Below are 24403 nucleotides of genomic sequence, written 5' to 3'. Positions count from 1 at the left end.
CTTCACCGCGCGAGGAGGGCGTCCACCACCGCCACCAGGTCCTCGCCCTGCACGGCGGGTGGGCCCATGGCCGGGTGGAAGCGCCGCTCCAGCCGCGCGCACCAGCCCCCCACCAGCCCGGCGCGCTGGGCCCCCTCGACGTCCCACGCGTGCACCGCGACGAGCGCGAGCCGCTCCGGCGGCTGCCCGAGGGTGCGCGCGGCGTGCAGGTAGATCTCGCGGCCCGGCTTGTAGCGGCGGATCTCGTCGACGCCCATGACGCGCGCGACGTGATCGAGGAGGCCTGCGCGGTCGAGCAGCCCGCGCGTCGCCTCCACGCCGCCGTTCGAGAGGGTCGCGATGGGCACGCCCGCGCCGGCGAGCCTGCGGAACGCGGGCGCGACGTCCGGCGCGGGGTCGAGCGTCTTGAAGCCGTCGAGGACGTCCTCGACGGCCGCGCGCTCCACCGGGCGGCTCCGCTGGGCGAGGAGCACCTCGAGCGCGCCGCCGGCGATCTCGCGGAAGGGCCGGAACGAGCCGCTCGCGTCGAGCGCGAACGCGTCCCGAAGGATCCGCGTGAACCAGGTGTCGAGGTCGAGGGGAGCGAGCCCCAGGGCGGCGAGGCGCAGGCGCAGGGGATCGAGCGGGAAGAGCGTCTCGATGACGTCGAAGATCACGGCGGCGGGGCGGGCCATGGGCCGGTGCGTACGCCGCGACCTCCGCCGGCGCAAGGCGCGGGCGGGGGTGGCGGCGCGGAGGCGGCCCTCGGCGTCGGGGCCCGTTGACGGCGGGGGGCGGAAGGGCGAAAAGGCGGCCATGCCGTCCACCTCGCTCACCTTCGCGAGCCGCGCCGAGCACCGCGCCTGGCTCGAGGCGCAGTCGGCCCTGCCCGAGGGCTTCTGCATCGGGACCACGAGCTTCGAGTTCGTCCCGGTCGAGGCGCCGAAGCCCGGCCGGATGAAGCTCACGCTCGTGGCGCTCGACCGCCCGACCCCCGCGTTCGCCGCGAAGTTCACCCGGAACGCATTCCCCGGCGCGCCGGTGATCGTGGGCAAGCGCCGCCTCGACGGGCCGACGCTGGGCGGCATCGTGGTGAACACCAAGATCGCCAATGTCTGCGCGCCGGGCGGGATCGAGGCGGCGGAGCGCGTCGGCGCCGAGGCGGCGCGACTCATCGGGATCGCGCCCGAGGAGGTGCTGCCTTCGTCCACCGGGGTCATCGGCTGGCAGCTCCCCGTCGAGCGGATGATCGCGGCGCTCCCCGAGGCCGCCTCCGCGCTCCAGTCCGGCACGATCCTCCCGGCCGCCGAGGCGATCACGACGACCGACCTCTACCCCAAGGTGCGGCGCGCGCCGCTCGGGGAAGGGACGCTCGTGGGCATCGCCAAGGGCGCGGGCATGATCGAGCCGAACCTCGCGACCATGCTCGTCTACCTGCTCACCGACGTGGACGTGCCGCGCGACACGCTGCGCGCCGCGCTCGACGCCGCCGTCGAGGTGACGTTCAACTGCATCTCCGTCGACACGGACACGAGCACCTCCGACACCGTCGTGATCGTCTCCTCCCGCAAGAAGGCGGCCCCGCCGCCCGGCGCGCTCGCCGCCGCGCTCGCGCAGGTGTGCGGCGACCTCGCCGAGGACGTGGTGCGGAACGGGGAGGGCGTCCACCACGTGATCCGCGCGAGCGTCACCGGCGCGCGCACGTTCGAGGAGGCGCGCGCGATCGCCAAGTCGGTGGTGAACTCGCCGCTGCTCAAGGCGGCGGTGAACGGGAACGATCCCAACGTGGGGCGGCTCCTCTGCGCCGTCGGCAAGCAGGCGGGCGCCTCCGGGATCCCGCTCGACCCCGCGCGCGTCACGATGCGCGTGGGCGACGACCTCGTGCTCGAGGGCGGCGCGATGCGGCTCGACCCCGCGAAGGAGGAGCGGCTCGTCGCCCACATGAAGTCGGCGGAGCTGTACGCGACGCGTCCGTCCGCGGACGGGCTCTTCCGGCCGCCGATCGACTACCCGCCGCACGAGCGGCGGGTGGAGATCGGGATCGACCTCGGCATGGGGAGCGCGGCGTGCGCGGTCCTGGGGGCCGATCTGACGCACGAGTACGTGACCGAGAACGCGGACTACCGGAGCTGAGGCGCGCGAGCCAACACCCGACCGCGCCCGAGTCCGGCGGGTCCGCGCGGCGGACCTTCGGGCCCGAGAAACCCTCACGCCCCGCGCGCTGCTCCCGGCACCGACCGTGCACTCTCGCGCGCTCGCGCGCGGGGCCGCGCCGGGGAGATCCACGATGAAGGTGACCGAGAAGGGCAGGGCGGAGGGCGGCTCGAGAGGCGCCATTGCGCAGCGGTTCGACGAGGTGCTCCGCAACGCCCGCCGAGGCATCCGGGCTCCGCACCGGTCGCCTGCAGTCGCCGGCGTCGACGAGCGCGCCGGCGCACCCCGGAGCCTGCGCGCGCGACGCGCGAGCGCGGATCACGCGGGCACCGTGCTGCGCGAGCGGCGCGCGGACGCCTTCGAGGCGGAGCGGCTGACGCGGCCTCCGCCCGCGCCGGTGGCGCAGCTCCAGCCCGCGCGCATCGAGGGGGTGGCGGACCTGCGCGCGATCGTGCGCACGCTGCCTGCCGCGATCGAGGCCGCGCGCGTCCGCGAGGGCGAGCCCCTGTCCCTGTCGCTCGGTCGCGCGCTCTCGGTCGATCTCCGGCGCGGCGCCGGCGGCCTCGAGCTCGTGCTCCGGCCCGACGCCGTGCTGCAGCGCGCCGCCGCCGCCGAGCTGCCCGGGCTCCTCGAGACGCTCCGCGCGCGGGGCATCGTCGTGGCGCGCGCGGAGGTGCGCGCGCAGCCGCACGCCGGCCCGCCAGCCGGGCGCTCCGCGCGTTGACGCCGTCCCGGCCCTCCGCTACAAAGGGCGCCTCGGTACGGCACCGTCGCCAAGTGGTAAGGCAAAGGTCTGCAAAACCTTTATTCCCCGGTTCGAATCCGGGCGGTGCCTCTCTCCGAAGGGCTCGAAGCCGCTCAGGTTTCGGGCCCTTCGTGTTTTCGCGCGGTGAACGGCGGGCCCCGCCGCGCAGGGCCCGGGACAGGCCGATCCCTCCGCGGCGCGCTGCGAAGCTCACGCGAGGCGTGTACGTTCGTCCCGGCAGGCGAGCGTCGAGGACAGGGGAGGGTGCGCGAGGTGCTCCGAGGGATCGGCGATGGCGCGGAGCCGAGCGGTGCGAACGCGCCGCGCCGCAGGATCGCGGCGCGGGGCCGCCCGCTCGAGGACCCGGCGTGCGCCGGCTGCAGGCAGCTCGCGCTCCTGCGAGCGCTTCGCCGCGCGGGGCTCGCCGTTCGCGGCGGTCTCGGCTGCGAGCCTCCGGCCGCGGGCGAGCCGGACGCGCCGCCCGGCCGCGTCGCGCGGATGGCGGGCGCGGTCGAGGCCCTCGTCCGTCCCGGGGCGCTCGTCGCGGAGGCCCGCGACCTCGCGCTGCTCGTCGTCGCCGATCGCGGGCCGCACCGCGCCGCCGCCGTGGAGTCCGCGCTCGCCGCGGCGGGCGCGCGCGTCGTTCGCCTTCCCGCCGGGTCGGGCGCGCAGGACGCCGAGCGGCTCGTGGCAGAGGCGCTCGCGAGCGTCCGCCCCGCGGCGCTCGTCGCGCTCGCAGAGTGCGCGCGCCGCGAGGAGGCAAGCCCGCCGCTCGCGATCGAGCCGGCTCGCTGCAACCGCTGCGGCGCCTGCCTCGGCCTCGGCTGCGTCGCGCTCTCCGACCCAGGGGGCGAGGCGATGTCGATCGACCCCGCGCGTTGCGTCGGCTGCGGTCTGTGCGCCCCGCTCTGCCGCGGCGGCGCCATCCGGTGTCGCTGACGTGCTCCTGCCTCACCGGTACGGTCCGCGCCGCCCACGCAGGGCGCCCGGGTGACGGGGGCTGCCGGGACGCAGGCGGCGCGTTAGACGAGGGGCGTGGCGACCGAGATCTGCCAGTACTGCGGCGTCGACCTCGACGAGATCGAGCCGCGGCAGGAGACCGGCTGGACGTACGGCGTCGAGTGCAGCCGCTGCGCGCCGGAGCAGCGCCGCTCGCAGGTGCTCGCGCGCCGGGAGCGCGTGGCGGAGCTCGCTTGCCCGCAGTGCGGCGCGCGCATCGCGCCGGCGGAGGGGCACCCCGACGTGCTCGTCGTGAAGGAGCTCACCTACGAGGTGTGCGCGGCGTGCGGCGAGCCATGCGGCGTCGCGGCGGTGCGGAAGGTGCGCGACGTGTCGGGCGGGACGATGTAGCGATCAGCGCGGGGACCGCGAGGAGCCGGCGAGGTCCGCGACGGTGCGGGGCCGCTGCCGGTTGCGCACGTGCTCCTCGAGCCAGCGGACCGTGTCGAACAGCGTCTCCTGCGCGTCGCGCGCGGAGAAGCCGAGCTCCGCCTCGGCCTTGCCGGACGCGCAGTACCAGAAGTGCTCGCCCATCTCGACGGATCGCGGATCGAGCGGCGTCTCGCTGCCGCGCCAGGCGTGGAACTTCTCGAGGAGCCGCGCGCCGGCGAGGTTCAGGTCGGACGGGAGCCGCACGCGCGGGGCCGCGACGCCGGTGAGCCGCTCGAGCCGGCCGAAGAAGTCGCGGAACGTCATGTTGGCGCCGCCGAGCAGGTAGCGCTCGCCGGGCCGCCCCCGCGTGAGCGCGGCGCTGAACGCGCGCGCCGCGTCGCGCACGTCCACGAACGAGAGGCCGCCCGAGGGCATCGCGGGGATGCGCCGCTCCATGAACTTGAACACGACGTCGGTCGAGGAGAGGCGCGCGTCGCCGGGCCCGAGCAGGAGCGACGGGTTCAGCACGACGAGCGGCAGCCCCGTCTCCGCGTGGATCCGGAGCGCGGCCTTCTCCTGGTAGATCTTGGACAGGTAGTACGGCCAGCCCGCGACCACGGCGATGGGGTGGTGGTCCGCCTCGGTGGCGACGCGCTCCTCGCGCGAGACCGCGATGGTGCCCGAGGAGGAGGCGAGCACGACCCGCTTCACCCCGGCCGCGACGCAGGCCTCGAGGAGCCGGCGCGTGCCCTGGACGTGCAGGTCGTAGAGCGCGCGCGGCTCGGCCGGATCGAAGTCCACCTGGCCGGCGAGGTGGTACACGGCGTCGACGCCGCGGACCGCCTCCCGCACGGCGCCCTCGTCCGCGAGGGAGGCGCGCACCACCTCCGCGCCGATCCGCTCCGCGTCCGGCGGGGCGGAGCGCTGCAGGAGCCGCAGCCGGTGGCCCTCTCCGGCGAGGAGCGGCACGAGGGCCGAGCCGAGGAACCCGGTCGCGCCGGTGACGAGGACGTTCATGGCTCGTCCTTCCGCCGCCGGGCGCGGGTACGCGTGGCGGTCGCGGCGCCGGTCTGGGTGGCGTGCGGGGTCGAGCTCGGGGTCGGAGTCGGAGTGGCGGGGGAGGCGGGGGCCGGCGCCGGCGTCGGCGTCGCGGTCGCCTTGGCGATCGAGGTCGCGGTCGCGCCGCCGGTCGAGGTCGCGGTCGCGCCGCCGGTCGAGGCCTTCCGCTCGCCCTTCGCCGCCTCCCGCAGGGCGCGGACGGCGTCCTCGATCACCCGCGTCGCGACCTTGTACCCCTCGCTCCGCGGCAGGCCGGCGATGCGCTGGCGCAGCTCCTCGACGGCGATGGGGCGGCCGATGCGCACCTCGAGCTCGGCGTTGCGCGGGACGCTCTTGCCCGGCGGCAGCGCCTCGAAGGTGCCGTCGAGGTGGAGCGGCAGCACGTCCACGTTGCACTGCAGCGCGAGGTAGCCCGCGGTCGGGAAGAACGGCCGCAGCGCGCCGTCGCGGGTGCGCGTCCCCTCGGGGAAGATGAGGAGGTGGTACCCGCGGCGGAGCGCCTCGGCCGCGGCCTTGAGGCTCGCCTTGAGCGAGCCCTCGCGCTCCATCGGGATGAGGTTCGTGAAGTTCTCGAAGTAGGCGCGCTTCACGCGGGTGTCGAAGAAGTAGTCCCGCGCGGCGAGCGCGGCGAGGCGCCGGCCCTCCTCGCCGAGCGCGATCTTGACGAGCCCCATGTCGAGGTGGCTCGCGTGGTTCGCGACGACGAGCACGTTGCGATCGTGCGGGATGTTCGCGGCGCCGACGACCTTCGCCTCGTAGAGCCCGTGGTAGAGGGCGCGCTGGCCGAGCCCGAGCAGGCGACGACCGAGCTTCGCCAGCGCCGCCGGCACCGCGATCTCCGCGTCGCCGGCGGGCGGCGGCGGGGCGGCGCGCTCCGGCTCCGGCGCGTGGCGGTGGACCGCCGCCGAGACGACGCGCGCGAGCTCGCCCGCGGTCTGGACGTCCTGCAGGTGCTCGGCGGCGGACGCGGGCACGCCCGCCTCCTCCAGCGCGGCGGTGAGCTCGGTGAGCATCAGGCTGTCGAAGCCGAGATCGGTCGCGAGGTGCGACTCGTGCGTCACCTCGGCCCGCGGGCGGCGCGAGACCTCGGCGAGGAGATCGAGGAGCCAGCCCTCGCCCGCGCCGCGGTCCTTCGCCGACTCCCGCGCGCGCCGCCCCTTCTGCGCGGCCGTCTCGAGCCGGAGCAGCTCCTCGCGCACGAGGCCGCGCTTCACCTTCCGCGTCGCCGTCTTCGGCAGCTCGCCGTCCACGACGTGCCAGACCTTCGCGCGCTTCGCGAACGGGAGGGACGCCGACACCGCGCGCACGTGGGCCTCGAGGCGGGCGCGCACCTCCTCGCGATCGTCCTCGCCGTACTCGGGCACGACGATGAGCGCGACCTTCTCGCCCGTGCCGTCGGGGAGCCCCACGACGCACAGCTCCTTCACGAGCTCCGGCTCGCGGTAGGCGTCCTCGACCTCGTCCGGGTAGACGTTCTTCCCGTTGGCGTCGATGATGACGTCCTTCTTGCGCCCGACGAGGGTGAGGTTGCCGTTCGCGTCGAGCTTGCCGAGGTCGCCGGTCCGCAGCCAGCCGCCCTCGAGCACCTGGCCGGTGAGCTCGGGATCGACGCCGGCGTGCTCGCCGCCGCGCCAGTAGCCGAGCATGACGTTCGGCCCGCGGGCGAGCACCTCGCCGACGCCGTCCGCGTCCGGCTCGGAGATCCTGAGCTCGACGCCGGGCAGCGCCGGACCGACGCTCCCCTTCGGCGCCTCCTCCTCGGGCTGCGACACCGCGAGGACCGGCGCCGCCTCCGTGAGCCCGTAGCCCTCGTACAGGTCGAAGCCGAGCTCGCGGAACGCCTTCTGGACCTCGGGATCGAGCGCGGAGCCGCCCGACACGAGCAGGCGCAGGCGGCCGCCGAAGCGGCGGTGCACCGGCCAGAAGAGGAGCTTGCCGAGGTTCACCCCGAGCTCGGAGTCGCGCAGCGCGGCGTTGCCCTTCATGAGCGCGCGGAACGCGGCCTCGACCACGCCGGGCTTCGCCGCGAGCTCCTGCGTGATGCGGCGGTGGAGGAGCGACCAGAGCGCCGGCACCCCGATCATCGCCGTCACGCGCCCGGCGGAGAGCGCCTCGGAGATGCGGTCCGAGGTGAGCTCGTCGAGGTACTCGATCTCCGCGCCGCGCGAGAGCGGCACGAGCAGCCCGCAGGTGAACTCGAAGGTGTGGTGCAGCGGGAGCACGGACAGCATGCCGTCGCCCGGGCCGAGCTCGAACGTGCCGACGAGCTTCGCGACGAGGCTCGCGAAGTTGCGGTGCGAGAGCATGACGCCCTTGGGCGTGCCGGTCGTCCCGCTCGTGAAGATGAGCGAGGCGAGGTCGTCCGGGCCGATCTTCACGGGCGGCGCGCCCGCGCCGGGGGGGCCGCCCGCGAGCGCCTCCCCGAGGAGCGCGGTGCGCGCGCCGGGCACCGCCGCGGCGGCGAGCGCCGCGAGGCCGGGGCTGCGCTCGGCGGCGTCGTCGGAGAGGAGCGCGAGGCGCGCTCCGGCGGTCCGCCAGAGGTTCGCGAGCTCGCGCTCGGTGAGCTGCGGATCCACCGGGACCGCCGCCGCGCCGGCGCGGAGGATCCCGAAGTAGGCGATCGCCCACTCGGGCCGGTTCTCGCTCGCGAGCAGCACGCGGTCGCCCTTCGCGACCCCGGCCGCGTGCAGGAACGCGGCGACCGCGCCGGCGCCCCGCCGCAGCTCGCCGTACGTGACCCGCGTCTTGGCGGCGCCCTGCATCCGCAGCGCGGCGCGGTCCTTCCAGCGCTCGCACCCGGCGTCGAGGAGCTCGAGCAGGTCGCGGTGGGCCTTGGGGGCGTGGACGCGCTTGCCGGACTCCTCCTCGAGGCCCGGGAACACCCACTCCTCCATGCCCTTCATGTGCACGTCGAGCCAGTAGCGCCGCCAGTCGAGCGCCTCCGGATCCCACGGCACGCGCGCGCGGTCCGCGTCGCCGAGCCGCGCGTACAGCGCGCGGATCGCGGCGCAGCGGAAGACGTAGCGGTTGTCCCAGACGAACGGCATGTAGAGGTCCCACATGGCCTTCGTCTTCTCGAGCCGGGCGCCGAGCTCGTCGAGGCTCTCGGCGGCCCCCTCGGCGAGCGCCGTGAGCCGCGGCGCGCCCCAGCGCGGCGACGCCTCCAGGAGGAGCCGCTTCGCCCCGCGGGCGAGCGCGGAGATCGCGGGCGCGCTCGCCGCCTCGTAGTGGGCGCGCGAGACGGAGTAGGGCTCGAGCCGGGAGAGGAGCCGGTTCCAGGTGCGGTTCCCCTCCTCGCGCTCGCGGAAGAAGCGGCGCCGGTAGAGCGCCGTGAGCTCGACCGCGCGCCGCGCCCAGAGGGGGTTCACGTCGCCCGAGGCGAGGTGGTAGACGCGGCCCTCCGGGAGCTCCCGGGCCCCGGACGCCCGCGAGGCGTCGCGGCGCTCCACGAGCTCGGCGGTCGCCGCGATCATCGCCGCCGCGACGAGATCGACCGGCACGACGTCCAGGATCGCCTTCTCCGCGGCGGGGAAGCTGCGGTGCCCCTTGAGCGCCATGAAGGCGAGCGGCGCGCTCGTCGTGAACCCCTCGTTCCAGCCGGGGAACGGGAAGCGGAGCGCGCTCTCGACGATCGACGGCCGGACGATCGACCAGACCACCCGCTCGCCCCGGGCGCCTCCGAGCGCGCTCGCGGCGATGACCTGCTCGCCGAGCGACTTCGTGTAGGTGTACGTGTTGGGCCAGCCCCAGTGGCGGGCGCGGGTCATGCCCGCCTCGACGAGCTGCCCGGACAGCCACAGCCGCCTCTCGCGGCCGACGGCGAGCCGCAGGGCCTTCTCGTCGCCCGCGCGCCCCTCGGCGCGGAGCCGCTCCAGCGCGCGATCGCGGAACTCGGACTGGAGCACGCGGTCGTCGGCGCGCGCGCGGAGCTCCTCGATGCGCCGCGTGGCGTCGGCGAGCTCGCCGTCCACGTCGAAGTCGGCGGCGGCGAGGGCGCCCGCCTTCGGCCGGCCCTCGACGCCCTCGCGGCGCGGGAAGTAGCCCGGGAGCTCCTCGTCCTCGTGGACGACGCCGTCGCGGTTCCCCGCGACGAAGCAGGTGGACACGTGCAGGAGCGCCGCGCCGGTGGTCCGGCAGAGCTCGACCGCGCTCCGCGGCCCGCGGACGTTCACGGCGAGCGCGAGCTCGAGCGAGGGGTCGAAGTCGACGAGGCCGGCGCTGTTCACGACCGCGTCGAGCCCCTCCAGGCGCGCGAGGTCCGCCTCGGAGAGGCCGAGGAGCGGATCGGTCACGTCGCCGGCGAGCGGCACGCACTTCTCGCGGAGGAAGGCCTCGAAGCCGGCCCCGTGGCGCGCGCGCAGCGTGTCGAACGGGCGGCTCGGGGCGACCTTGTCGAAGAAGCGGGCCTCGGCGGTGCCGCCGGTCCCGGGGCGGACGAGCACGAAGACCCGGCCGACGTCGGGGTACCGGTCGAGGAGCATCGAGAGCGCGACCTTGCCCACGAAGCCGGTCGCGCCGGTGACGAGGATCTTGCGCCCGGCGAGCGCGCGGCCGACGTCGAGGGGGTCGGCGGCGGTCGAGGCGGTGCGGCCGGCGCCCGGGCGCGGGCCCGGGTGCTGGTGCGCGGGGCGGGATCTGTCGCGGCGCTCGCTCATCCGAGGTTCTGCGTCATGACGATCGGCGGGTGGTGGAGGAGCGCGATGGACGCGCTGCGGCCGTGGATCGCGCGCGCCATGTCGATGGCCTCCGAGAGCGTCTCCGCGTGGTCCCAGCCCATCATGCGCGGCACGTGCGCGTTGTCCGCCCCCGCGGCGATCACCTTGCCGACGTGCTGGCGCCCGTTCTCGCCCCAGTACCACATGAAGAACGGGTGCGCCCCGTGGTACGCGTGGCCGGTCCGGTACATGTGGACGTAGGTCGGGTTCTCGGCGAGCTCGCGCTCGTAGCGCGCCTCGAGCACCTGCGCGTCGCGGGTCTCCGGCAGGAGCCGGTGGAAGAACTCGATGTAGCTCGGGTGGTGCTCGGGGTCGAACGAGTCCGAGCACGGGTGCGTGACGATGAGCGTGCCGCCCTTCTTCACGAGCGGCTTGCCCCGGTAGAAGTTGAAGAAGTACCCGCAGGCCATGACCTGGACGAGCAGCGGGTTCAGGATCGAGTTCACGTTGTACGGCGAGACGTACGGGATGCCGTAGATGAGCACGTCCGCCTGGAAGTCCACGTCCACGGCGTACTGCGCCCAGCTCTTCTCGAGGATCTTCGCGTGCGTGGGCTCGGTCAGGCCCGCGTGCACGGCGATCACGTCGTACGGCGCCGGCACGGCCTGGAAGATCTTGCGCTTCGCCACGGGCGGGAGCCGCTTCAGGGTCGCGCGCATACCCGCGAGCTTGAGCCGATCGAGCTCGGTGTAGTCCTCCTCCTTCTTCATGAGGAACTCGAGCGGCCCGTCGAACATCCGGTTGTTGATGGTCGTCTCGATGTGGAAGACCTGGAGGTGCTCGTCGACGTAGCGGCCGATCCGGTCCACGGAGCGGTGCATCTCGGAGCGCTCCGGGTCCATGTACGAGTGGCTCTTGCGGATGTGGTGCGGCGTGTGGTGCGCCTTCACGCCCTCGTAGTTCGTGAGCCCGGTCGAGACCGACTTGTGGCCGCCGTCCATGGGGACGAGGTTCAGGTTCACGTAGATGAGCAGGTCCGACTCCGCCGCGCGGCGGTTCACGATGACCTTCTCGCCGTGCGCGGTGGTGCCGAGGACGACGCAGCCGTCGGGGTCCTCGGCGTCGTGGTTGTAGTAGCGGTCGGGGTAGTAGGCGTCGAAGATCTGGTCGCCCACCATCCGCCGCATCTCCGCCTCGGTCATGCGGCGGTGGAGGGCGATCGCGATGACGAGGTGGACGTCGTCGACGCCGGACTCCGCGAGGAGCGGCAGGATCACCTCGAGCACCTGCTGGCGGACGTCGGGCGTCCGCATCGGGGGCAGGGGGAGCGAGATGTCATCGATGGCGATCGTCACCCGCATCCCGGGGCGCAGGAGCGCGTGCAGCGGATCGCAGCCCTCCGGCCGGTTGATCGCGCTCCGGATCGCCGCCTTCACGTTCGGCAGCCCCTCGAGCGGCGGCTTCGGGTAGATGACGCGGGTGCCGACGGGCAGGTCCTCGACGAGCAGGTCCTCGCCGGAGAAGAGGACGCGCGGGGGCGAGTCCTTGTCGATGGTGACGATCTGCTCGGTCGTCTCGTAGAACCGCGCGAGGCTCTTCGGGTCACGCATGCGTCACGCCTCCGTGGTCCTGAGGATGGGCCACTGGTAGGCCCGCGCGACGCGCGCGAGCCGCACGTCGGGGTTCACCGCGGCGGGGTGGCCCACGACGGCGAGCATCGGGTAGTCGGAGAAGGAGTCGGAGTACGCGAAGCTCTTCTCGAGCGCCAGCCCCTCGCGCACGCAGTAGTCGCGCATCGCGAGCGCCTTGTGCGCGCCCTCGATGATGGGCGGGATGACGCGGCCGGTGGCGACGCCCTGCACGAACCGCATCCGGTTCGCGATGAGGTCGTCGGCCCCGAGGTGCTCGGCGAGGCGCCGCACCGTGAAGTCGAGGGCGCCGGTCACGAGGACCACCCGGCAGCCGGCGCGGCGCGTCTCGTCGATGAGGCGCGGCGTGCCGGGGAAGATCGCCGGCCGGAGCACGTCCTCGAAGAGCTCCCCGGCGAGCGTCTCCAGGCGGTCCTCGCTCTGGCCGGAGTAGTACCGGTAGAAGACCTCGTTGAAGAGCTTCCGGTTCATCCGGTCCGCCGCCGCGAAGAGCGGCAGCGACAGCACCGTCCGGGCGGTCTGCCAGGCCGTGCCGAGGATGGAGCCCTGGTTCATCGCGTAGAACGCGAACGCGTGCACGATGTTCGTGCGCACGAGCGTCCCGTCCACGTCGAAGAAGGCGGCCCTCTCCGTTCCCGCCATAGGTGAGCCTCTGTAGACTGTCGTGGTGCGGCTTGGCAAGCGCGGCGAGGGGCCCCTCGGTGCGGTGCCGCGCCGTGATGCGTCAGAGCCACCCGCGGGCGCGGTACCAGGCGGCGGCGCGGGCGATCGAGTCGGAGAGCGGCGTCCTCGCCTCGAAGCCGAGCCGGGCGCGCGCCTTCCCAGGATCGCACACCCAGCCCGGCGCGAGGGCCTGCGCCGCGAGCTTGCGGTTCAGCGGGAGGCGGCGACCGGTCGTGCTCGTGACGAGCTCTGCGAGCGCCGCGGCGCCGCGCACCGCCGCGGGGGGCACCTTCACGGTCCGCGCGCGGACGCCGAGCGCGCGCGCGGCCTCGAGCTGGATCGAGAGCGCGTCGGTGGTGACCGGGGAGGCGAGGAAGAACGCCTCCCCGGCGGCCTCCGGCTTCTCGGCGAGCAGGATCATCCCGCGCGCGCAGTCGTCCACGTCGATCCAGGAGAGCGGCCGCTCCGGGCCGCGGAGACCGATCGCCAGCCCAGCACGCGCCAGCCGGAACAGGAAGAGGTTCTCGCGATCGCCCGGCCCCATGATCCGCGGCGGCCGGGCGACCGCCACCGGCAGGCGATCGGCGTAGGCGAAGGCGATCCGCTCCGCCTCCGCCTTCGACGCGCCGTAGGGCTCCACGGGCTCGAGCGGCTCGTCCTCGCCGCGGGGCGTCCGCGAGGGGCCCGCCGCGGCGATCGAGCCCGCGAGCACGAAGCGCGAGAGGCCCTGCGCCTCGGCGAGGCAGGCGTCGAGCGCCAGCCGGGTCGAGCCCGCGTTCACCCGCAGGAACTCGTCGGGAGCCGTCGCGCGGCGGACGCCCGCGAGGTGGAACACGACGTCGCAGCCGCGCACCGCGGCGCGCAGCGACGCCGGGCTCGTCGCGTCTCCGAAGAGGACGTCGACGCCGGGGAGGGCCTCGAGGGCGGGAGCCGTCGCGCGGACGAGGGCGCGCACGCGCTCGCCGCGCGCGGCGAGCCGGCGCACGAGCGCCGACCCGAGGAACCCGCCGGCACCGGTCACGAGCGCGCGCATCGCCGGCGGACGGAACCATGCGGCCGGGCGCCCGTCAATCCCTCCCGGCGCCGTGCGCCCCCGGTGCGTGCGTGCGTGCGCTGGGGTCCCTTGTCGCTCTCGGAGGGGCGTCCTTACAGTTTTTTACGAGGACGGGCCGGGGAGGCCCGGAAGGACGGGCCGGAGGGGCCCGGGGGAACGACAAAGGGGGGGAACGGATGAGGATTGCCAAGGCGCTGGTGGTGGCGGCGACGCTGCTCGGGTTCGGGGTGGCGCACGCCGACGAGGTGGTGCGAGTCGAGCGGCGGCACAGCACCGCGGGCATCGTCCTAAAGGACACGATCGCCGGCGGGCTCGTCGGCTCGGCCGTGTCGGGAGGCGTGATCCTCTACAACATGGGGATCCAGGGTGACGACAACTACGACTGGGGCCGCACGCTCGCGTGGGGCGCCGTGATCGGCCTCGGCGCCGGCCTGGTGTGGGGCATCGTCGACGCCGCGTCGGCCTCCGACACGACCTACGCGGCGCGGACACCGGTCCACGACGGCCAGTCGCTCACGCTGAACCGCGGCAGGGACCAGAGCAACAAGGTGACGATGGGACTCCTGTCCCGGCGCTTCTGAGGCGCCGCAGCGGGAGGGGCCTTGGGGCGGGGCCGGCGGGAGCCGGCCTCGCCCTTTTGTTATCCTCCGGGGATGACCGCGCTCCGCTCCGTCTGCCCGTTCGACTGCCCCGACGCCTGCGGGCTCCTCGTCCAGGTCGAGGATGGACGTGCAGTGAAGGTGCGCGGCGACCCGGAGCACCCGTACAGCCAGGGCACGCTGTGCCCGAAGATGAACGGCTACGAGCGGAGCGTGGGCTCGCCCGATCGGCTGCTCCACCCGCTCGTCCGCACCGGCGCGAAGGGGGAGGGCCGGTTCCGGCGCGCGAGCTGGGAGGAGGCGATCCAGCTCGTCGCCGCGCGCTGGAAGGACCTCGCCCGCGAGCACGGCAGCGAGGCGATCCTCCCCTACTCGTACGCGGGGACGATGGGTGTCGTGCAGCGGAACGCGGGGCACGCGTTCTTCCACCGGCTCGGCGCGTCGCGGCTCGACCGGACCATCTGCTCTCCCGCGAAGGGCGCCGGCTGGAGCCAGGTGATGGGCGCGACCGCCGGCCCGGATCCGGACGAGGTGCTCGACTCCGACCTCGTCGTCCTGTGGGGCATCCACGCGGTCGCGACGAACCTGCACTTCGTCCAGCGCGTGAAGGAGGCGCGGCGCCGGGGCGCGAGGGTGCTGCTCGTCGAGGTGTGGCCGAGCGAGACCGCGGCGGTGGCGGACCGGACGATCCTCGTCCGGCCCGGGTCCGACGGCGCGCTGGCGCTCGGGCTCGTCCACGTCCTCGCGCGCGAGGGCCTCGCGGACGAGGCGTTCCTCGCGGCCGAGGCGGTCGGGTGGCCGGAGCTGCGCGCGCGGGCGCTCGCCGAGTACCCGCCGGAGGCGGTGAGCCGGCTGACCGGCCTCGCGCCGGCTGAGATCGAGGAGCTCGCGCGGGCGCTGGCGCGCGCGCGGGCGCCGTTCCTCCGGGTGGGGAGCGGGCTCTCGCGGTACGCGAACGGCGCGATGACGGTCCGCTGCATCGTCTCGCTCGCGGCGGTGCTGGGCGCGTTCGGGAGGAAGGGCGGGGGCTGCTTCGCCGACGCGAGCTCGTCCCAGGCGCTCGACCTGTCGCCGGTGACGCGGGAGGACCTCCTGCCGAGGCCCACCCGCGTCGTGAACATGAACCAGCTCGGCGCGGCGCTCGCGGAGCTCCGCGATCCGCCGATCCGCTCGATGATGGTCTACGCGGCGAACCCGGCCGCGGTCGCCCCGGATCAGAACGCGGTGCTCGCCGGGCTCGCGCGCGAGGACCTGTTCCTCGTCGTGCACGAGCGGTTCATGACCGACACCGCGCGCTTCGCCGACGTCGTGCTCCCGGCCACGTACTCGCTCGAGCACGCCGACCTGTACCGCTCCTACGGCCAGTACTGCCTGCAGCGGGCGCAGCCGGTCGTGCCGCCGCCCGGAGAGGCGAAGGCGAACTGGGAGGTGTTCCGCCTCCTCGCCGCCGCGATGGGCTTCGAGGAGCCGGTGTTCCGGATGACGGAGGACGCCCTCATCGACGCGGTGCTGGAGCGGCTCTCCCCGTCCTGGCGCGCGGGGCTCGACCTCGAGCGGCTCGCCGCCGGGCGCGCGGTGATGCTCCGGCCGCCGGCCGGGCCGCGCTGGCGCACCCGCTCCGGGAAGATCGAGCTCCGGAACGACGCGCTCGCCGAGCCGTTGCCGCGGCACCTCCCGACCCACGAGGAGCGGGGCCTACCGCTCCGGCTCGTCACCGCGCCCGCGATCCACACGCTGAACTCGACGTTCATGGAGCGGCCCGAGCTTCGCGAGCGCAACGGCGGCATGAGCCTCAGGCTCTCGCCCGCCGAGGCGTCCGCGCGCGGCCTCGCGGACGGCGCCGCGGTGGTCGCCTGGAACGGCCTCGGCGAGGCGACCTTCGCGCTCCGCGTCACGCCCGGCCTGCCCGACGGGATCGCGGTCGCCGAGGGCGTGTGGTGGCTCGCGCACGCGCCGGGTGCGCGGAACGTGAACGCGCTCACCGCGCAGCGGCTCACCGACGCCGCGGGCGGCTCGACGTTCTACGACAACCGGGTGGACGTGCGCGGCGCCTAGGCCCGAGCGCTCGCCGGGCGTCCACGTTCCCGCCGGCGCAGGCCGCGGGGGCTTCCGCCTGGCCGGTGCCGCTGTCATCGGACGCTGACTCCCATCAAGGGCGGCAACTTGCCGCAGCATTTGCGTCAGCGGACCTGCTGGCGCAAGGGTAAGCCATCAACGCGAAATCATTGCGTCTTGCGGAGAATTGCTGGCCCTAACGGGTGCGCAACGAGCCTCTACTCGGCGGCCGGGAGGTCCTGTATTCTTGCGCGCGATCAACCCACAGGGGACGTGCACATGAACGAGTATCGCTACGACCACCGGACGGTCCAGGGGTTCATCCTCTCGGCCATCTTCTGGGGGGTCGTCGGCATCCTCATCGGGCTGCTCATCTCGGTGCAGATGTGGCTGCCCGCCGCGAACTTCCCGCCGTACCTCACCTTCGGCCGGCTGCGGCCCGTGCACACGAACGGCCTCGCGTTCGGGCTGGGCGTCGGCGCGATCTTCGGGCTGAGCTACTGGATCGTGATGCGGCTCTGCAAGCGGCCGCTCCTGTTCCCCCGGCTCGCGCGCGTCCAGCTCTGGCTCTTCAATGCCGGCATCGCGCTCGCGGCGCTCTCGCTCATGGCGGGGTACACGCAGTCGCTCGAGTACGCGGAGCTCGAGTGGCCGCTCGACGTCGCGATCGTCGTCCTGTGGGTGATGTTCGCCGTGAACGTCTTCGGGACGGTGCTGAAGCGGCGCGAGCAGCAGATGTACGTGTCGCTCTGGTACGTCATCGCGACGGTCATCGCCGTGGCCGTCCTCTACCTCGTGAACAACCTCGCCCTCCCGGTGAGCCTCACGAAGAGCTACCCGGTGTTCGCGGGCGTGAACTCCGCGAACGTGCAGTGGTGGTACGGGCACAACGCGGTCGGCTTCGTGTTCACGACGCCGATCCTGGCGATGTTCTACTACTTCCTCCCGAAGGCGACCGGGCTGCCGATCTGGAGCCACCGCCTGTCGATCGTGGCGTTCTGGTCGCTCGTGTTCGCGTACCTCTGGACCGGCGCGCACCACCTCGTCTACACGCCGCTGCCGGACTGGATCCAGACCCTCGCGATCGTGTTCACCCTGTTCCTCATCGCGCCGAGCTGGGGCTCGGTCGTGAACGGCTACTACACGGTGGGTCAGGACTGGTCGAAGATGCGGTCGAACTACCTGACCAAGTTCTTCATCCTCGGCATCACCTTCTACGGCCTGCAGACCGTGCAGGGCCCGACGCAGGCGCTCCGCGTCGTCTCGCAGCTCATCCACTTCACGGACTGGGTCCCCGGCCACGTGCACATGGGCACGATGGGCTGGGTGACGATGGTGATCACGGCGTCGGTCTACTACGTCATCCCGAAGATCTACGGGACCGAGATCCACTCGGTGAAGCTCGCGAACGTCCACTTCTGGCTGGTCCTCGTCGGCCAGCTCCTGTTCTCGATCACCATGTGGATCACCGGCATCCGTCAGGGCTGGATGTGGAAGGCGACCGACGCGCAGGGGAAGCTCGTCTACCGGAACTTCGTGGACACCGTGGCGGGCAACTACCCGTACTGGCACACGCGCACGCTCGCCGGGATCGTCTTCACCGTCGGCATGCTCTTCTTCGTCTACAACGTCCTCATGACCATCCGTAAAGGCAGGGCGCTCGAGCGGCAGGCCGCGCCCGCGACGCCGGCGGCCCACGTCACGGCGGCGTAGGAGCGGAGAAGACCATGGCCGGAAAGATCTACTCGAAGCCGCTCGCCTTCTCGATCGCCGCGACCCTCGCCGTGCTCGCGGGCTCGATCGTCATGATGGCCTACCCGATGCTGCGCTCGGACATGCACCCGAAGGTCGAGGGCCTCGTGCCGCTCGGCGCGCTCGAGCTCGCGGGGCGCGCCATCTACCAGCGCGAGGGCTGCGTGAACTGCCACACGCAGACCGTCCGCCCGCTCCAGAGCGAGGTGGTGCGCTACAAGGGCAACCGCGCCGCCGAGCCGTCGGGGCGCTACTCGCTCGCCGGCGAGTTCGCCTACGACCACCCGTTCCTGTGGGGCTCGAAGCGGACGGGCCCCGATCTCGCGTTCGAGGGGTGGCTGAAGAGCGCCGCCTGGCACGTGGCGCACTTCGAGAACCCGCAGTCGGTCGTGCCGAGGTCGAACATGCCGGCGTACGCGTTCCTGAAGGACGCCGCGGTGGACGGGGACGACCTCCGCGCGCACATGCGGACGCTCCGGCGCCTCGGCGTGCCGTACACCGACGCGGACCTCGAGGGCGCCGCGGCGGCGCTCCAGGGCAAGACCGAGATGGACGCGATCGTGGCGTACATGCTGTCGCTCGGGAAGGCGGTGGACCGGGGCGGAAAGGGTGGGCTCGAGCTCGACCTCGAGGAGAAGAACCCCGTCGCGACCGACGTCGCCGCGATCACGAAGGGGCGCCAGCTCTTCGACGCGCAGGGCTGCTCCGCCTGCCACGGCGACGAGGCGCAGGGGCAGGAGGGCGTCGCGCCGAGCCTCATCGACGACGCGTTCCTCGGCGCGAAGGGCGACCTGCCCGACGCGGCGTACTTCGGGATGATCAAGGGCGGCAGCGACGTGAAGCGGCAGCTCGGCCGGCCCGGGCTCGCGGACGGCGGCATGCAGCCGTTCGGGAGCGAGCTGTCCGACGAGGACATCTGGTCGATCGTCGCGTGGCTCCGGAACCAGAAGGCGCACGAGGCCTCCGAGGGGCACCACGACGACGCGGCGGAGCACGGGAACCGCTAGGGAGACGCCATGGCCGAACGGCAGCAGCTCGATCCGCAGTTCGACGACGATCTCTCCCAGCTCGAGGCGCCGAAGGAGACCGCGAACAAGCTCCCCGTCGGCTGGCTCGTCCTGTTCTGGGGCCTCGTCGTCTGGGGCGTCTGGTACGCGTGGTCGTTCACCCCGGGGCTCGGCGGCTGGTCCCAGGCGCAGGACCTCGAGGGCGGCGGGGCGTCGATGGGCCTGAACGTGCTCGCCACGCTCGCCTTCACCGTGATCCCCGCGACCGCGGCGGTCCTCCTCGTCGCCGCCCAGCGCCGGAAGGGGAAGAAGCAGGCATGAGCCCGGAGACCGCCTACTTCGTCTTCGGCCTCACGCTCTGCGCCGCGCTCGCCGGGATCGCGCTCTTCTACTACTCGCGCAAGCGCAAGCACACGGTGGAGCAGGCGAAGTACCGGATGCTGGAGGATGACGACGAGCGGTAGCTTCCAGCGGTGGCGCCGGCTCGCTCTCGCCGCCCAGGGGCTCCTCTGGCTCGGGCTGCCCTTCGTCTCCGTCGGGGGCGAGAGCGCGCTGCGCCTCGACGTGCCGGCCGGGCGGCTGCACGCCTTCGGAGCGTCGTTCGCGATCGACGAGGCGTTCGTGGTCCTCGCCGCGACGCTCCTCCTCACCGCCGCGTTCCTGCTCGTGACGCTCGTGCTGGGGCGGGTGTGGTGCGGCTGGTCCTGTCCGCAGACGCTCCTCGGCGAGCTCACCCGCCTCGTCGAGCCGGACCCCCGGCGGAAGCGCCCGCGCTGGCGGCGCCCGGCGGGGCTCGCGCTCGTCGCGCTCGCGTCCGCCCTCGTCGCGGCGAACCTGCTCTGGTACTTCGTGCCGCCCGGGGAGTTCTTCCGCAGGCTCGGCGCGGGCACGCTCGGGCCGGTGCTCGGCGGCGCCTGGCTCGCGATGGGCGGCGTCCTGTTCGCGGACCTCGTCTTCCTGCGCCAGACGTTCTGCGCCACGGTCTGCCCGTACGCGAAGCTGCAGGGCGTCCTCTTCGACCGGCACACGCTCGTCGTGGCGTACGACCGGCGCCGCGCCGCGGACTGCGTCGACTGCGGCGCGTGCGTGCGCGTGTGCCCGACCGGCATCGACATCCGCGACGGGCTGCAGATGGAGTGCATCGCCTGCGCCGCGTGCGTGGACGCGTGTGCGCCCATCATGGCGAAGCTCCGCCGCCCGCCGGATCTCGTCGGCTACTTCCTCGGCGAGCCCGGCACCCCGCGCAGGCTCGCGCGCCCGGGCGTCCTCGCGCTCGCCGGCGCGACCGCCGCCGCGCTCGCGCTCCTCGTCGCGGTCGTCGCGGGACGAGGGCTCGTGGACATGAACGCGCTCGCCGAGGCGGCGTTCGCGCCGCGGCGCGCCGCCGACGGGCGGGTCGTGAACGCCTTCAGCGTCGCGCTCGAGAACCACGGCCGCGCGCCCGTCACCGTCGGCCTCGCGCTCCGCGCCGGCGCCGCCGAGGTGGCCGTCCGCCCGGACGTCGTGGAGCTCGGCCCGGGCGAGCGGCGGCAGGTCCGGCTCGTCGCGAGCGCGCGCGGGCTCGACCGCGCGGGGCGCGTGCCGGCCGAGCTCGTCGCCGAGGTCCGCCGCGGCGGCGCGGCGGTCGAGCGCGACCGCCAGTCGGTCTCCCTCGTCGTCCCGGAGGTCAGGTGATCCACGCAACGAGGCTCGCGTTCGCGGGGGCGGTGGTCGCCGGGCTCGGCGCCGTCGTCGGGACGATCTGGATCGGCGCCCGCGTGAAGGAGGAGACGATCGTCGCCGACCCCTACGAGGAAGGGCTCCGCTACGACGCCGAGCGCCACGCGCGCGCGACGCTCGGCTGGGACGTGTCGCTCGCCGCGAAGCCGTCCTCGCCGGGCGAGGTGACGCTCCCGTTCGCCGTGGCGGACGGGCAGGGCAGGCCGGTCGCCGGGGCCGTCATCGCGGTGAGCGTGGCGCGGCTCGACACGAGCCGGGGGGTGGAGACCGTGGCGGCGCGGCCGGACGGGATCGGGCGGTATGCGGCGGAGGTGGACCTCCCCGCCGCCGGCCCGTGGCTCCTGCGGTTCGACGTGCGGCGCGGCGGCGACCGGGTGCGGATCGAGAAGGTCGTCCACGTCGGCGCGCCCACGGCGGACCCCCGGCGCGCCGCCGCAGGGGAGAGCGCGGCCCCCTGCGATCTGGGCCGGGGCCCCTGCACGCTCCCGCTCGACGGCGGCGGCGAGGTGACGCTCGAGCTCGGCCCGCGCCCGCTGCGCACCATGCGCACGCTCGCGGTCGCCGCCGAGGTGCGCGGCGCGCCGGGCGCCGCCGTGGAGGTCTCCTTCGCGATGAACGGGATGGAGATGGGCCGGAACGCGAGCGCGCTCGCGCCCGCGGGGGAGGGGCGCCACGCCGGGAAGGCGGTGCTCGTGCGCTGCCCGAGCGGGCGGAGGGACTGGACGGCGGAGGTCAGGGTGACCTCGCCGGAAGCGCCGGCGCGGACGGCGAGGTTCGAGCTCACGGTGGCCGAGTGACCGACGCCGTCGCGATGGCGTTCGTGACCGGCCTGCTCGGCGGGTTCGGCCACTGCATCGGGATGTGCGGGCCGCTCGTCGGCTCGTTCGCGCTCGCGAGCGGTGCGCTCGGACCGCGCCGCTCGCTGGCGGGGCAGCTCGCCTACCACGCGGGCCGGGTCACCACCTACGCGACGCTCGGCGCGGTGATGGGGCTCACGGGCTCGTTCGTGAACGTGGCGGGCAGGCTGGCCGGGCTGCAGGACGTCGTCGCCGTCGTCGCGGGCGTGCTCATGATCCTGGTCGGCCTCGGCGCGGCGGGCCTCTCGGGCGGGCTGAAGCGCCTGGAGGCGCGCGCGTCCGCCCGGGTCGTGCGGCTCGTGCGCGGGCTCCTCTCCGGCGGCGGCCCCGGGCGGCTCTACCCGACGGGCCTCGCGCTCGGGCTCCTCCCGTGCGGCCTCTCGTGGACCCTGTTCCTCGGCGCGGCGGGCACGGGCAGCCCGTCCGAGGGGCTCCTCCTCGCGCTCGCCTTCGGGCTCGGCACCGTCCCGGCCCTGCTCCTCGCCGGCGCCCTGGGGGCGCTCCTCGGCGCGCGCGCGCGGGGCGTCCTCTACCGGGCGGGCGGGCTCCTCGTCGCGGTGCTGGGCGGCGTGTTCGTCGCCCGCGGGCTCGGCCTGTGAAGCCGGTCTGCGACCACTGCCTGCTCGAGTTCCCCGAGCGCGAGGCGGTCCGCGTCGAGATCGCGGGGCGGGCGCACGTGTTCTGCTGCGGCGGCTGCCGCGGCGTCTTCGAGCTCGTGCACGCGGAGGGGCTCGGCGCCTACTACGACACGCGGCGGTGGGAGGGGCCGGGCGCGCCGGTGAGGCCGGACGGGCTCGAGGCGGACCTGCCCGCGTTCCGCGAGGCGGTCCGCCACGGCGAGGAGGGCGACGAGATCGAGGTCTACGTCGACGGCATCCGCTGCGCGTCGTGCGTGTGGCTGAACGAGCGGCTCCTCTCGCGGACGCCGGGCGTCACCTTCGCGCGCGTGAACTACGCGACCCACCGCGCGCGCGTGCGCTGGGATCCGGCGCGCGCCGGGCTCGAGACGGTGCTCGGCCGCATCCGCGCCGCGGGGTACCTCCCGAAGCCGTGGTCCGACACGGAGCAGGCGGCGGCGCAGCGGGCGGAGGCGAGGGATCTGCTCGTCCGGCTCGGCACCGCCGGGTTCCTCGCCTCGCAGCTCATGATCTACCAGGCGGCCCTCTACGCCGGGTACTTCCAGGGGATCGACGCGGGGACGCGCCGGCTCATGGAGTGGATCTCGCTCGGGCTCACGCTGCCGGTCTTCTTCTACGCGGGCGCGCCGTTCCTCCGCGCGACCGCGAGCGGGCTCCGCCACCTGCGCTTCAACATGGACTCGCTGGTCGTCTTCGGCTCCGGCGCGGCGCTCGTGTACTCCGTGTTCCAGATGCTCCGCGGAGGCGAGGTCTACTTCGACACCGCCGCGATGATCCCCACCCTCGTGCTCGTCGGCCGGTTCGTGGAGGCGAGCGCGAAGGGCCGGGCCTCCGAGGCGGTGGCGCGCCTCGCCCGGCTCGCGCCGCGCGAGGCGCGGCGCCTCGCGCGCGGCGCCGGCGGGTGGGAGGAGCCGCGGAGCGTCCCGGTCGCGGAGATCCGTCCGGGCGATCGCCTCGCGGTCGTGCCCGGCGAGCTGATCCCGCTCGACGGCACGGTCGTCGACGGCGCGTCGGAGGTGGACGAGTCGCTCGTCACGGGAGAGTCGCGGCCGGTCGCGAAGGCGCCCGGCGCGGCCGTGATCGGCGGGACGGTGAACGGGACGGGCGCCCTCGTCGTGGAGGTCACGCGCGTCGGGAAGGACACCGTCCTCGCCGGGATCGTCCGGGCCGTCGAGGAGGCGCAGGTCGCGAAGCCGCGCATCCAGGCGGTGGCGGACCGGGTCGTCGGCGTGTTCGTGCCGGCGATGCTCGTCCTCGCCGCGGGGACGCTCGTCTTCTGGCTGGCGCGCGGCGCGCCCGTGGACCGGGCGCTCATGACCGGCATCTCGGTGGTGGTGATCGCCTGCCCCTGCGCCCTCGGGCTCGCGACGCCGATCGCGGTCATCGTCTCCACCGGGCTCGCGACGCAGCGCGGGCTCCTCGTGAAGGGGGGAGACGTGGTCGAGCGCGCCGGGCGGGTGACGGACGTGCTGCTCGACAAGACGGGCACGGTCACGCGCGGCAGGCCGGTCTTGCGCGAGGTGGTCGTGGTGGACCCCGCGCTCGGGCGGGAGGCGGCGCTGGCGCTGGCGGCCGCGGTGGAGTCGCGCAGCGAGCACCACGTCGGCCGGGCGATCGTGGAGGCGGCAAGGGCGCTGCCCGAGGCCGCGGTCGAGGTGGAGGGGTTCCGGGCGGTGCCGGGGAGGGGAGTGGTGGCGCGGGTGCGGGAGATGGGCGGGTGGCCGACCCCGACCTCGACCCCGACCGACGCCGCTTCCATCCTCATCGGCAACCGCGCCCTCCTCGCCGACCACGGCGTCTCCCTCGGCGCGGACGCCGACACCCGCGCCCGGGGGCTCGAGGAGCGCGGCGAGACGGTGGCGTTCCTCGCGGTGCGGGGCGCGGTCGCCGCGCTCCTGTCGGTCGCCGACGTGGTGCGCGACGAGGCGCCCGAGGCGATCGCGCGCCTCCGGGCGCTGGGCGTCCGCGTCGCCCTCGTGAGCGGCGACACGCAGATCACGACCGGCGCCGTCGCGGCCGCGCTCGGGGTGGAGGCGATCGCCGAGGCGAGCCCGGTGGAGAAGCGCGCCGTGGTCGCCCGGCGCCAGGCGAAGGGCAGGCGCGTGCTCTTCGCGGGCGACGGTATCAACGACGCCCCCGCGCTCACGCAGGCCGACGTCGGAGCGGCGATGGGGCGCGGCACCGACGTGACGATGGAGAGCGCCGACGCGGTGCTCGTCCGCGACGACCTCCGGCTCGTCGCGGAGCTCGTCCGGCTCTCGCGCCGGACGCTGGCCGTCATCCGCCAGAACGTGTTCTGGGCCTTCTTCTACAACGCGGTCGCGATCCCGCTCGCCATGGCGGGCCTGCTCCACCCGATCGTGGCGGCCGGGGCGATGGCGGCGAGCTCGCTCTTCGTCGTGCTGAACTCGGTGCGCCTGCGCGGCGCGCTGGGCTAGAGAGTCCGC

The 24403-nt window shown here is 74.3% G+C and carries 20 protein-coding genes and 1 tRNA gene; 15 read left to right on the top strand and 6 right to left on the bottom strand.

The window, feature by feature from the left end; genetic code table 11:
* Window positions 1-2 precede the first annotated feature (2 nt).
* The gene (locus tag MNZ39_RS06060) at window positions 3-674 is read right to left on the bottom strand and encodes an HAD family hydrolase (protein ID WP_242336042.1); all 672 of its coding nucleotides are present in this window, start codon (window positions 672-674) and stop codon (window positions 3-5) included.
* Between the two features lie 121 nt (window positions 675-795).
* On the opposite strand from MNZ39_RS06060, the gene MNZ39_RS06055 reads away from it, so the two are divergent.
* The 5 genes from MNZ39_RS06055 to MNZ39_RS06035 all read left to right on the top strand — a co-directional run bounded on the left by MNZ39_RS06055 (window position 796) and on the right by MNZ39_RS06035 (window position 4228).
* Complete coding sequence (locus MNZ39_RS06055) at window positions 796-2112, top strand: bifunctional ornithine acetyltransferase/N-acetylglutamate synthase (protein ID WP_242336039.1); 1317 nt, start codon at window positions 796-798, stop codon at window positions 2110-2112.
* Window positions 2113-2266: 154 nt separating this feature from the next.
* Entirely contained in the window at window positions 2267-2857 is a 591-nt protein-coding gene (locus MNZ39_RS06050; RefSeq protein ID WP_242336036.1) for a hypothetical protein, read from the top strand.
* A gap of 39 nt (window positions 2858-2896) precedes the next feature.
* Window positions 2897-2968: transfer RNA gene (locus tag MNZ39_RS06045), tRNA-Cys, on the top strand.
* Between the two features lie 183 nt (window positions 2969-3151).
* On the top strand, window positions 3152-3817 hold the full coding sequence (locus tag MNZ39_RS06040; RefSeq protein ID WP_242336032.1) for a 4Fe-4S binding protein: 666 nt from the start codon (window positions 3152-3154) through the stop codon (window positions 3815-3817).
* A gap of 96 nt (window positions 3818-3913) precedes the next feature.
* Window positions 3914-4228: a hypothetical protein gene (locus MNZ39_RS06035; RefSeq protein WP_242336029.1), complete on the top strand. Its 315-nt coding sequence runs from the start codon at window positions 3914-3916 to the stop codon at window positions 4226-4228.
* Window positions 4229-4231: 3 nt separating this feature from the next.
* Here the strand turns inward: MNZ39_RS06035 and MNZ39_RS06030 are convergent, their stop codons facing one another.
* The 5 genes from MNZ39_RS06030 to MNZ39_RS06010 form a co-directional block, all read right to left on the bottom strand.
* Window positions 4232-5266 (bottom strand): NAD-dependent epimerase/dehydratase family protein, encoded by a 1035-nt coding sequence (locus MNZ39_RS06030; RefSeq protein ID WP_242336026.1) that lies wholly within the window; start codon window positions 5264-5266, stop codon window positions 4232-4234.
* Window positions 5263-9963 carry an AMP-binding protein gene (locus MNZ39_RS06025; RefSeq protein ID WP_242336023.1) on the bottom strand — a complete coding sequence of 1567 codons (4701 nt, stop codon included), beginning with the start codon at window positions 9961-9963 and terminating at the stop codon, window positions 5263-5265. Before MNZ39_RS06025 ends, MNZ39_RS06030 begins: the two co-directional genes overlap by 4 nt.
* Entirely contained in the window at window positions 9960-11573 is a 1614-nt protein-coding gene (locus tag MNZ39_RS06020) for a lactate racemase domain-containing protein (protein ID WP_242336020.1), read from the bottom strand. Before MNZ39_RS06020 ends, MNZ39_RS06025 begins: the two co-directional genes overlap by 4 nt.
* Window positions 11574-11576: 3 nt before the next feature.
* Complete coding sequence (locus MNZ39_RS06015) at window positions 11577-12254, bottom strand: HAD family phosphatase (protein ID WP_242336017.1); 678 nt, start codon at window positions 12252-12254, stop codon at window positions 11577-11579.
* 82 nt (window positions 12255-12336) lie between these two features.
* A complete protein-coding gene (locus tag MNZ39_RS06010; RefSeq protein WP_242336014.1) occupies window positions 12337-13308 on the bottom strand; it encodes an NAD(P)-dependent oxidoreductase in 972 nt (323 codons plus the stop codon).
* 197 nt (window positions 13309-13505) lie between these two features.
* On the opposite strand from MNZ39_RS06010, the gene MNZ39_RS06005 reads away from it, so the two are divergent.
* From MNZ39_RS06005 to MNZ39_RS05960, 10 genes are all read left to right on the top strand, one after another.
* Entirely contained in the window at window positions 13506-13910 is a 405-nt protein-coding gene (locus tag MNZ39_RS06005; protein WP_242336013.1) for a hypothetical protein, read from the top strand.
* 72 nt (window positions 13911-13982) lie between these two features.
* Window positions 13983-15983 (top strand): molybdopterin oxidoreductase family protein, encoded by a 2001-nt coding sequence (locus tag MNZ39_RS06000; protein ID WP_242336010.1) that lies wholly within the window; start codon window positions 13983-13985, stop codon window positions 15981-15983.
* A 279-nt stretch (window positions 15984-16262) separates the two neighbouring features.
* Window positions 16263-17696, top strand: coding sequence for a cbb3-type cytochrome c oxidase subunit I (locus tag MNZ39_RS05995; RefSeq protein ID WP_242336007.1), 1434 nt, complete (start codon window positions 16263-16265; stop codon window positions 17694-17696).
* Between the two features lie 14 nt (window positions 17697-17710).
* On the top strand, window positions 17711-18742 hold the full coding sequence (locus MNZ39_RS05990) for a cbb3-type cytochrome c oxidase subunit II (RefSeq protein ID WP_242336004.1): 1032 nt from the start codon (window positions 17711-17713) through the stop codon (window positions 18740-18742).
* Between the two features lie 9 nt (window positions 18743-18751).
* Window positions 18752-19063 carry a cbb3-type cytochrome c oxidase N-terminal domain-containing protein gene (locus MNZ39_RS05985; RefSeq protein WP_242336002.1) on the top strand — a complete coding sequence of 104 codons (312 nt, stop codon included), beginning with the start codon at window positions 18752-18754 and terminating at the stop codon, window positions 19061-19063.
* On the top strand, window positions 19060-19206 hold the full coding sequence (locus MNZ39_RS05980; protein ID WP_242335999.1) for an LPXTG cell wall anchor domain-containing protein: 147 nt from the start codon (window positions 19060-19062) through the stop codon (window positions 19204-19206). Before MNZ39_RS05985 ends, MNZ39_RS05980 begins: the two co-directional genes overlap by 4 nt.
* Window positions 19190-20416, top strand: a complete 1227-nt coding sequence (locus MNZ39_RS05975) for a 4Fe-4S dicluster domain-containing protein (RefSeq protein ID WP_242335996.1) — start codon at window positions 19190-19192, stop codon at window positions 20414-20416. The genes MNZ39_RS05980 and MNZ39_RS05975 overlap by 17 nt, the downstream gene beginning before the upstream one ends.
* Window positions 20413-21258 (top strand): FixH family protein, encoded by an 846-nt coding sequence (locus tag MNZ39_RS05970; RefSeq protein WP_242335993.1) that lies wholly within the window; start codon window positions 20413-20415, stop codon window positions 21256-21258. Before MNZ39_RS05975 ends, MNZ39_RS05970 begins: the two co-directional genes overlap by 4 nt.
* On the top strand, window positions 21255-21917 hold the full coding sequence (locus MNZ39_RS05965; RefSeq protein ID WP_242335990.1) for a sulfite exporter TauE/SafE family protein: 663 nt from the start codon (window positions 21255-21257) through the stop codon (window positions 21915-21917). The genes MNZ39_RS05970 and MNZ39_RS05965 overlap by 4 nt, the downstream gene beginning before the upstream one ends.
* Window positions 21914-24394 carry a heavy metal translocating P-type ATPase gene (locus tag MNZ39_RS05960; RefSeq protein ID WP_242335987.1) on the top strand — a complete coding sequence of 827 codons (2481 nt, stop codon included), beginning with the start codon at window positions 21914-21916 and terminating at the stop codon, window positions 24392-24394. The genes MNZ39_RS05965 and MNZ39_RS05960 overlap by 4 nt, the downstream gene beginning before the upstream one ends.
* Window positions 24395-24403 lie beyond the last annotated feature (9 nt).

The sequence above is a fragment of the Anaeromyxobacter sp. SG66 genome, assembly GCF_022690805.1.
Classification (GTDB): Bacteria; Myxococcota; Myxococcia; order Myxococcales; family Anaeromyxobacteraceae; genus Anaeromyxobacter; species Anaeromyxobacter soli.
Note: the sequence above shows the minus strand (reverse complement) of the source record. Positions and strands in the feature narration are given on the sequence as shown.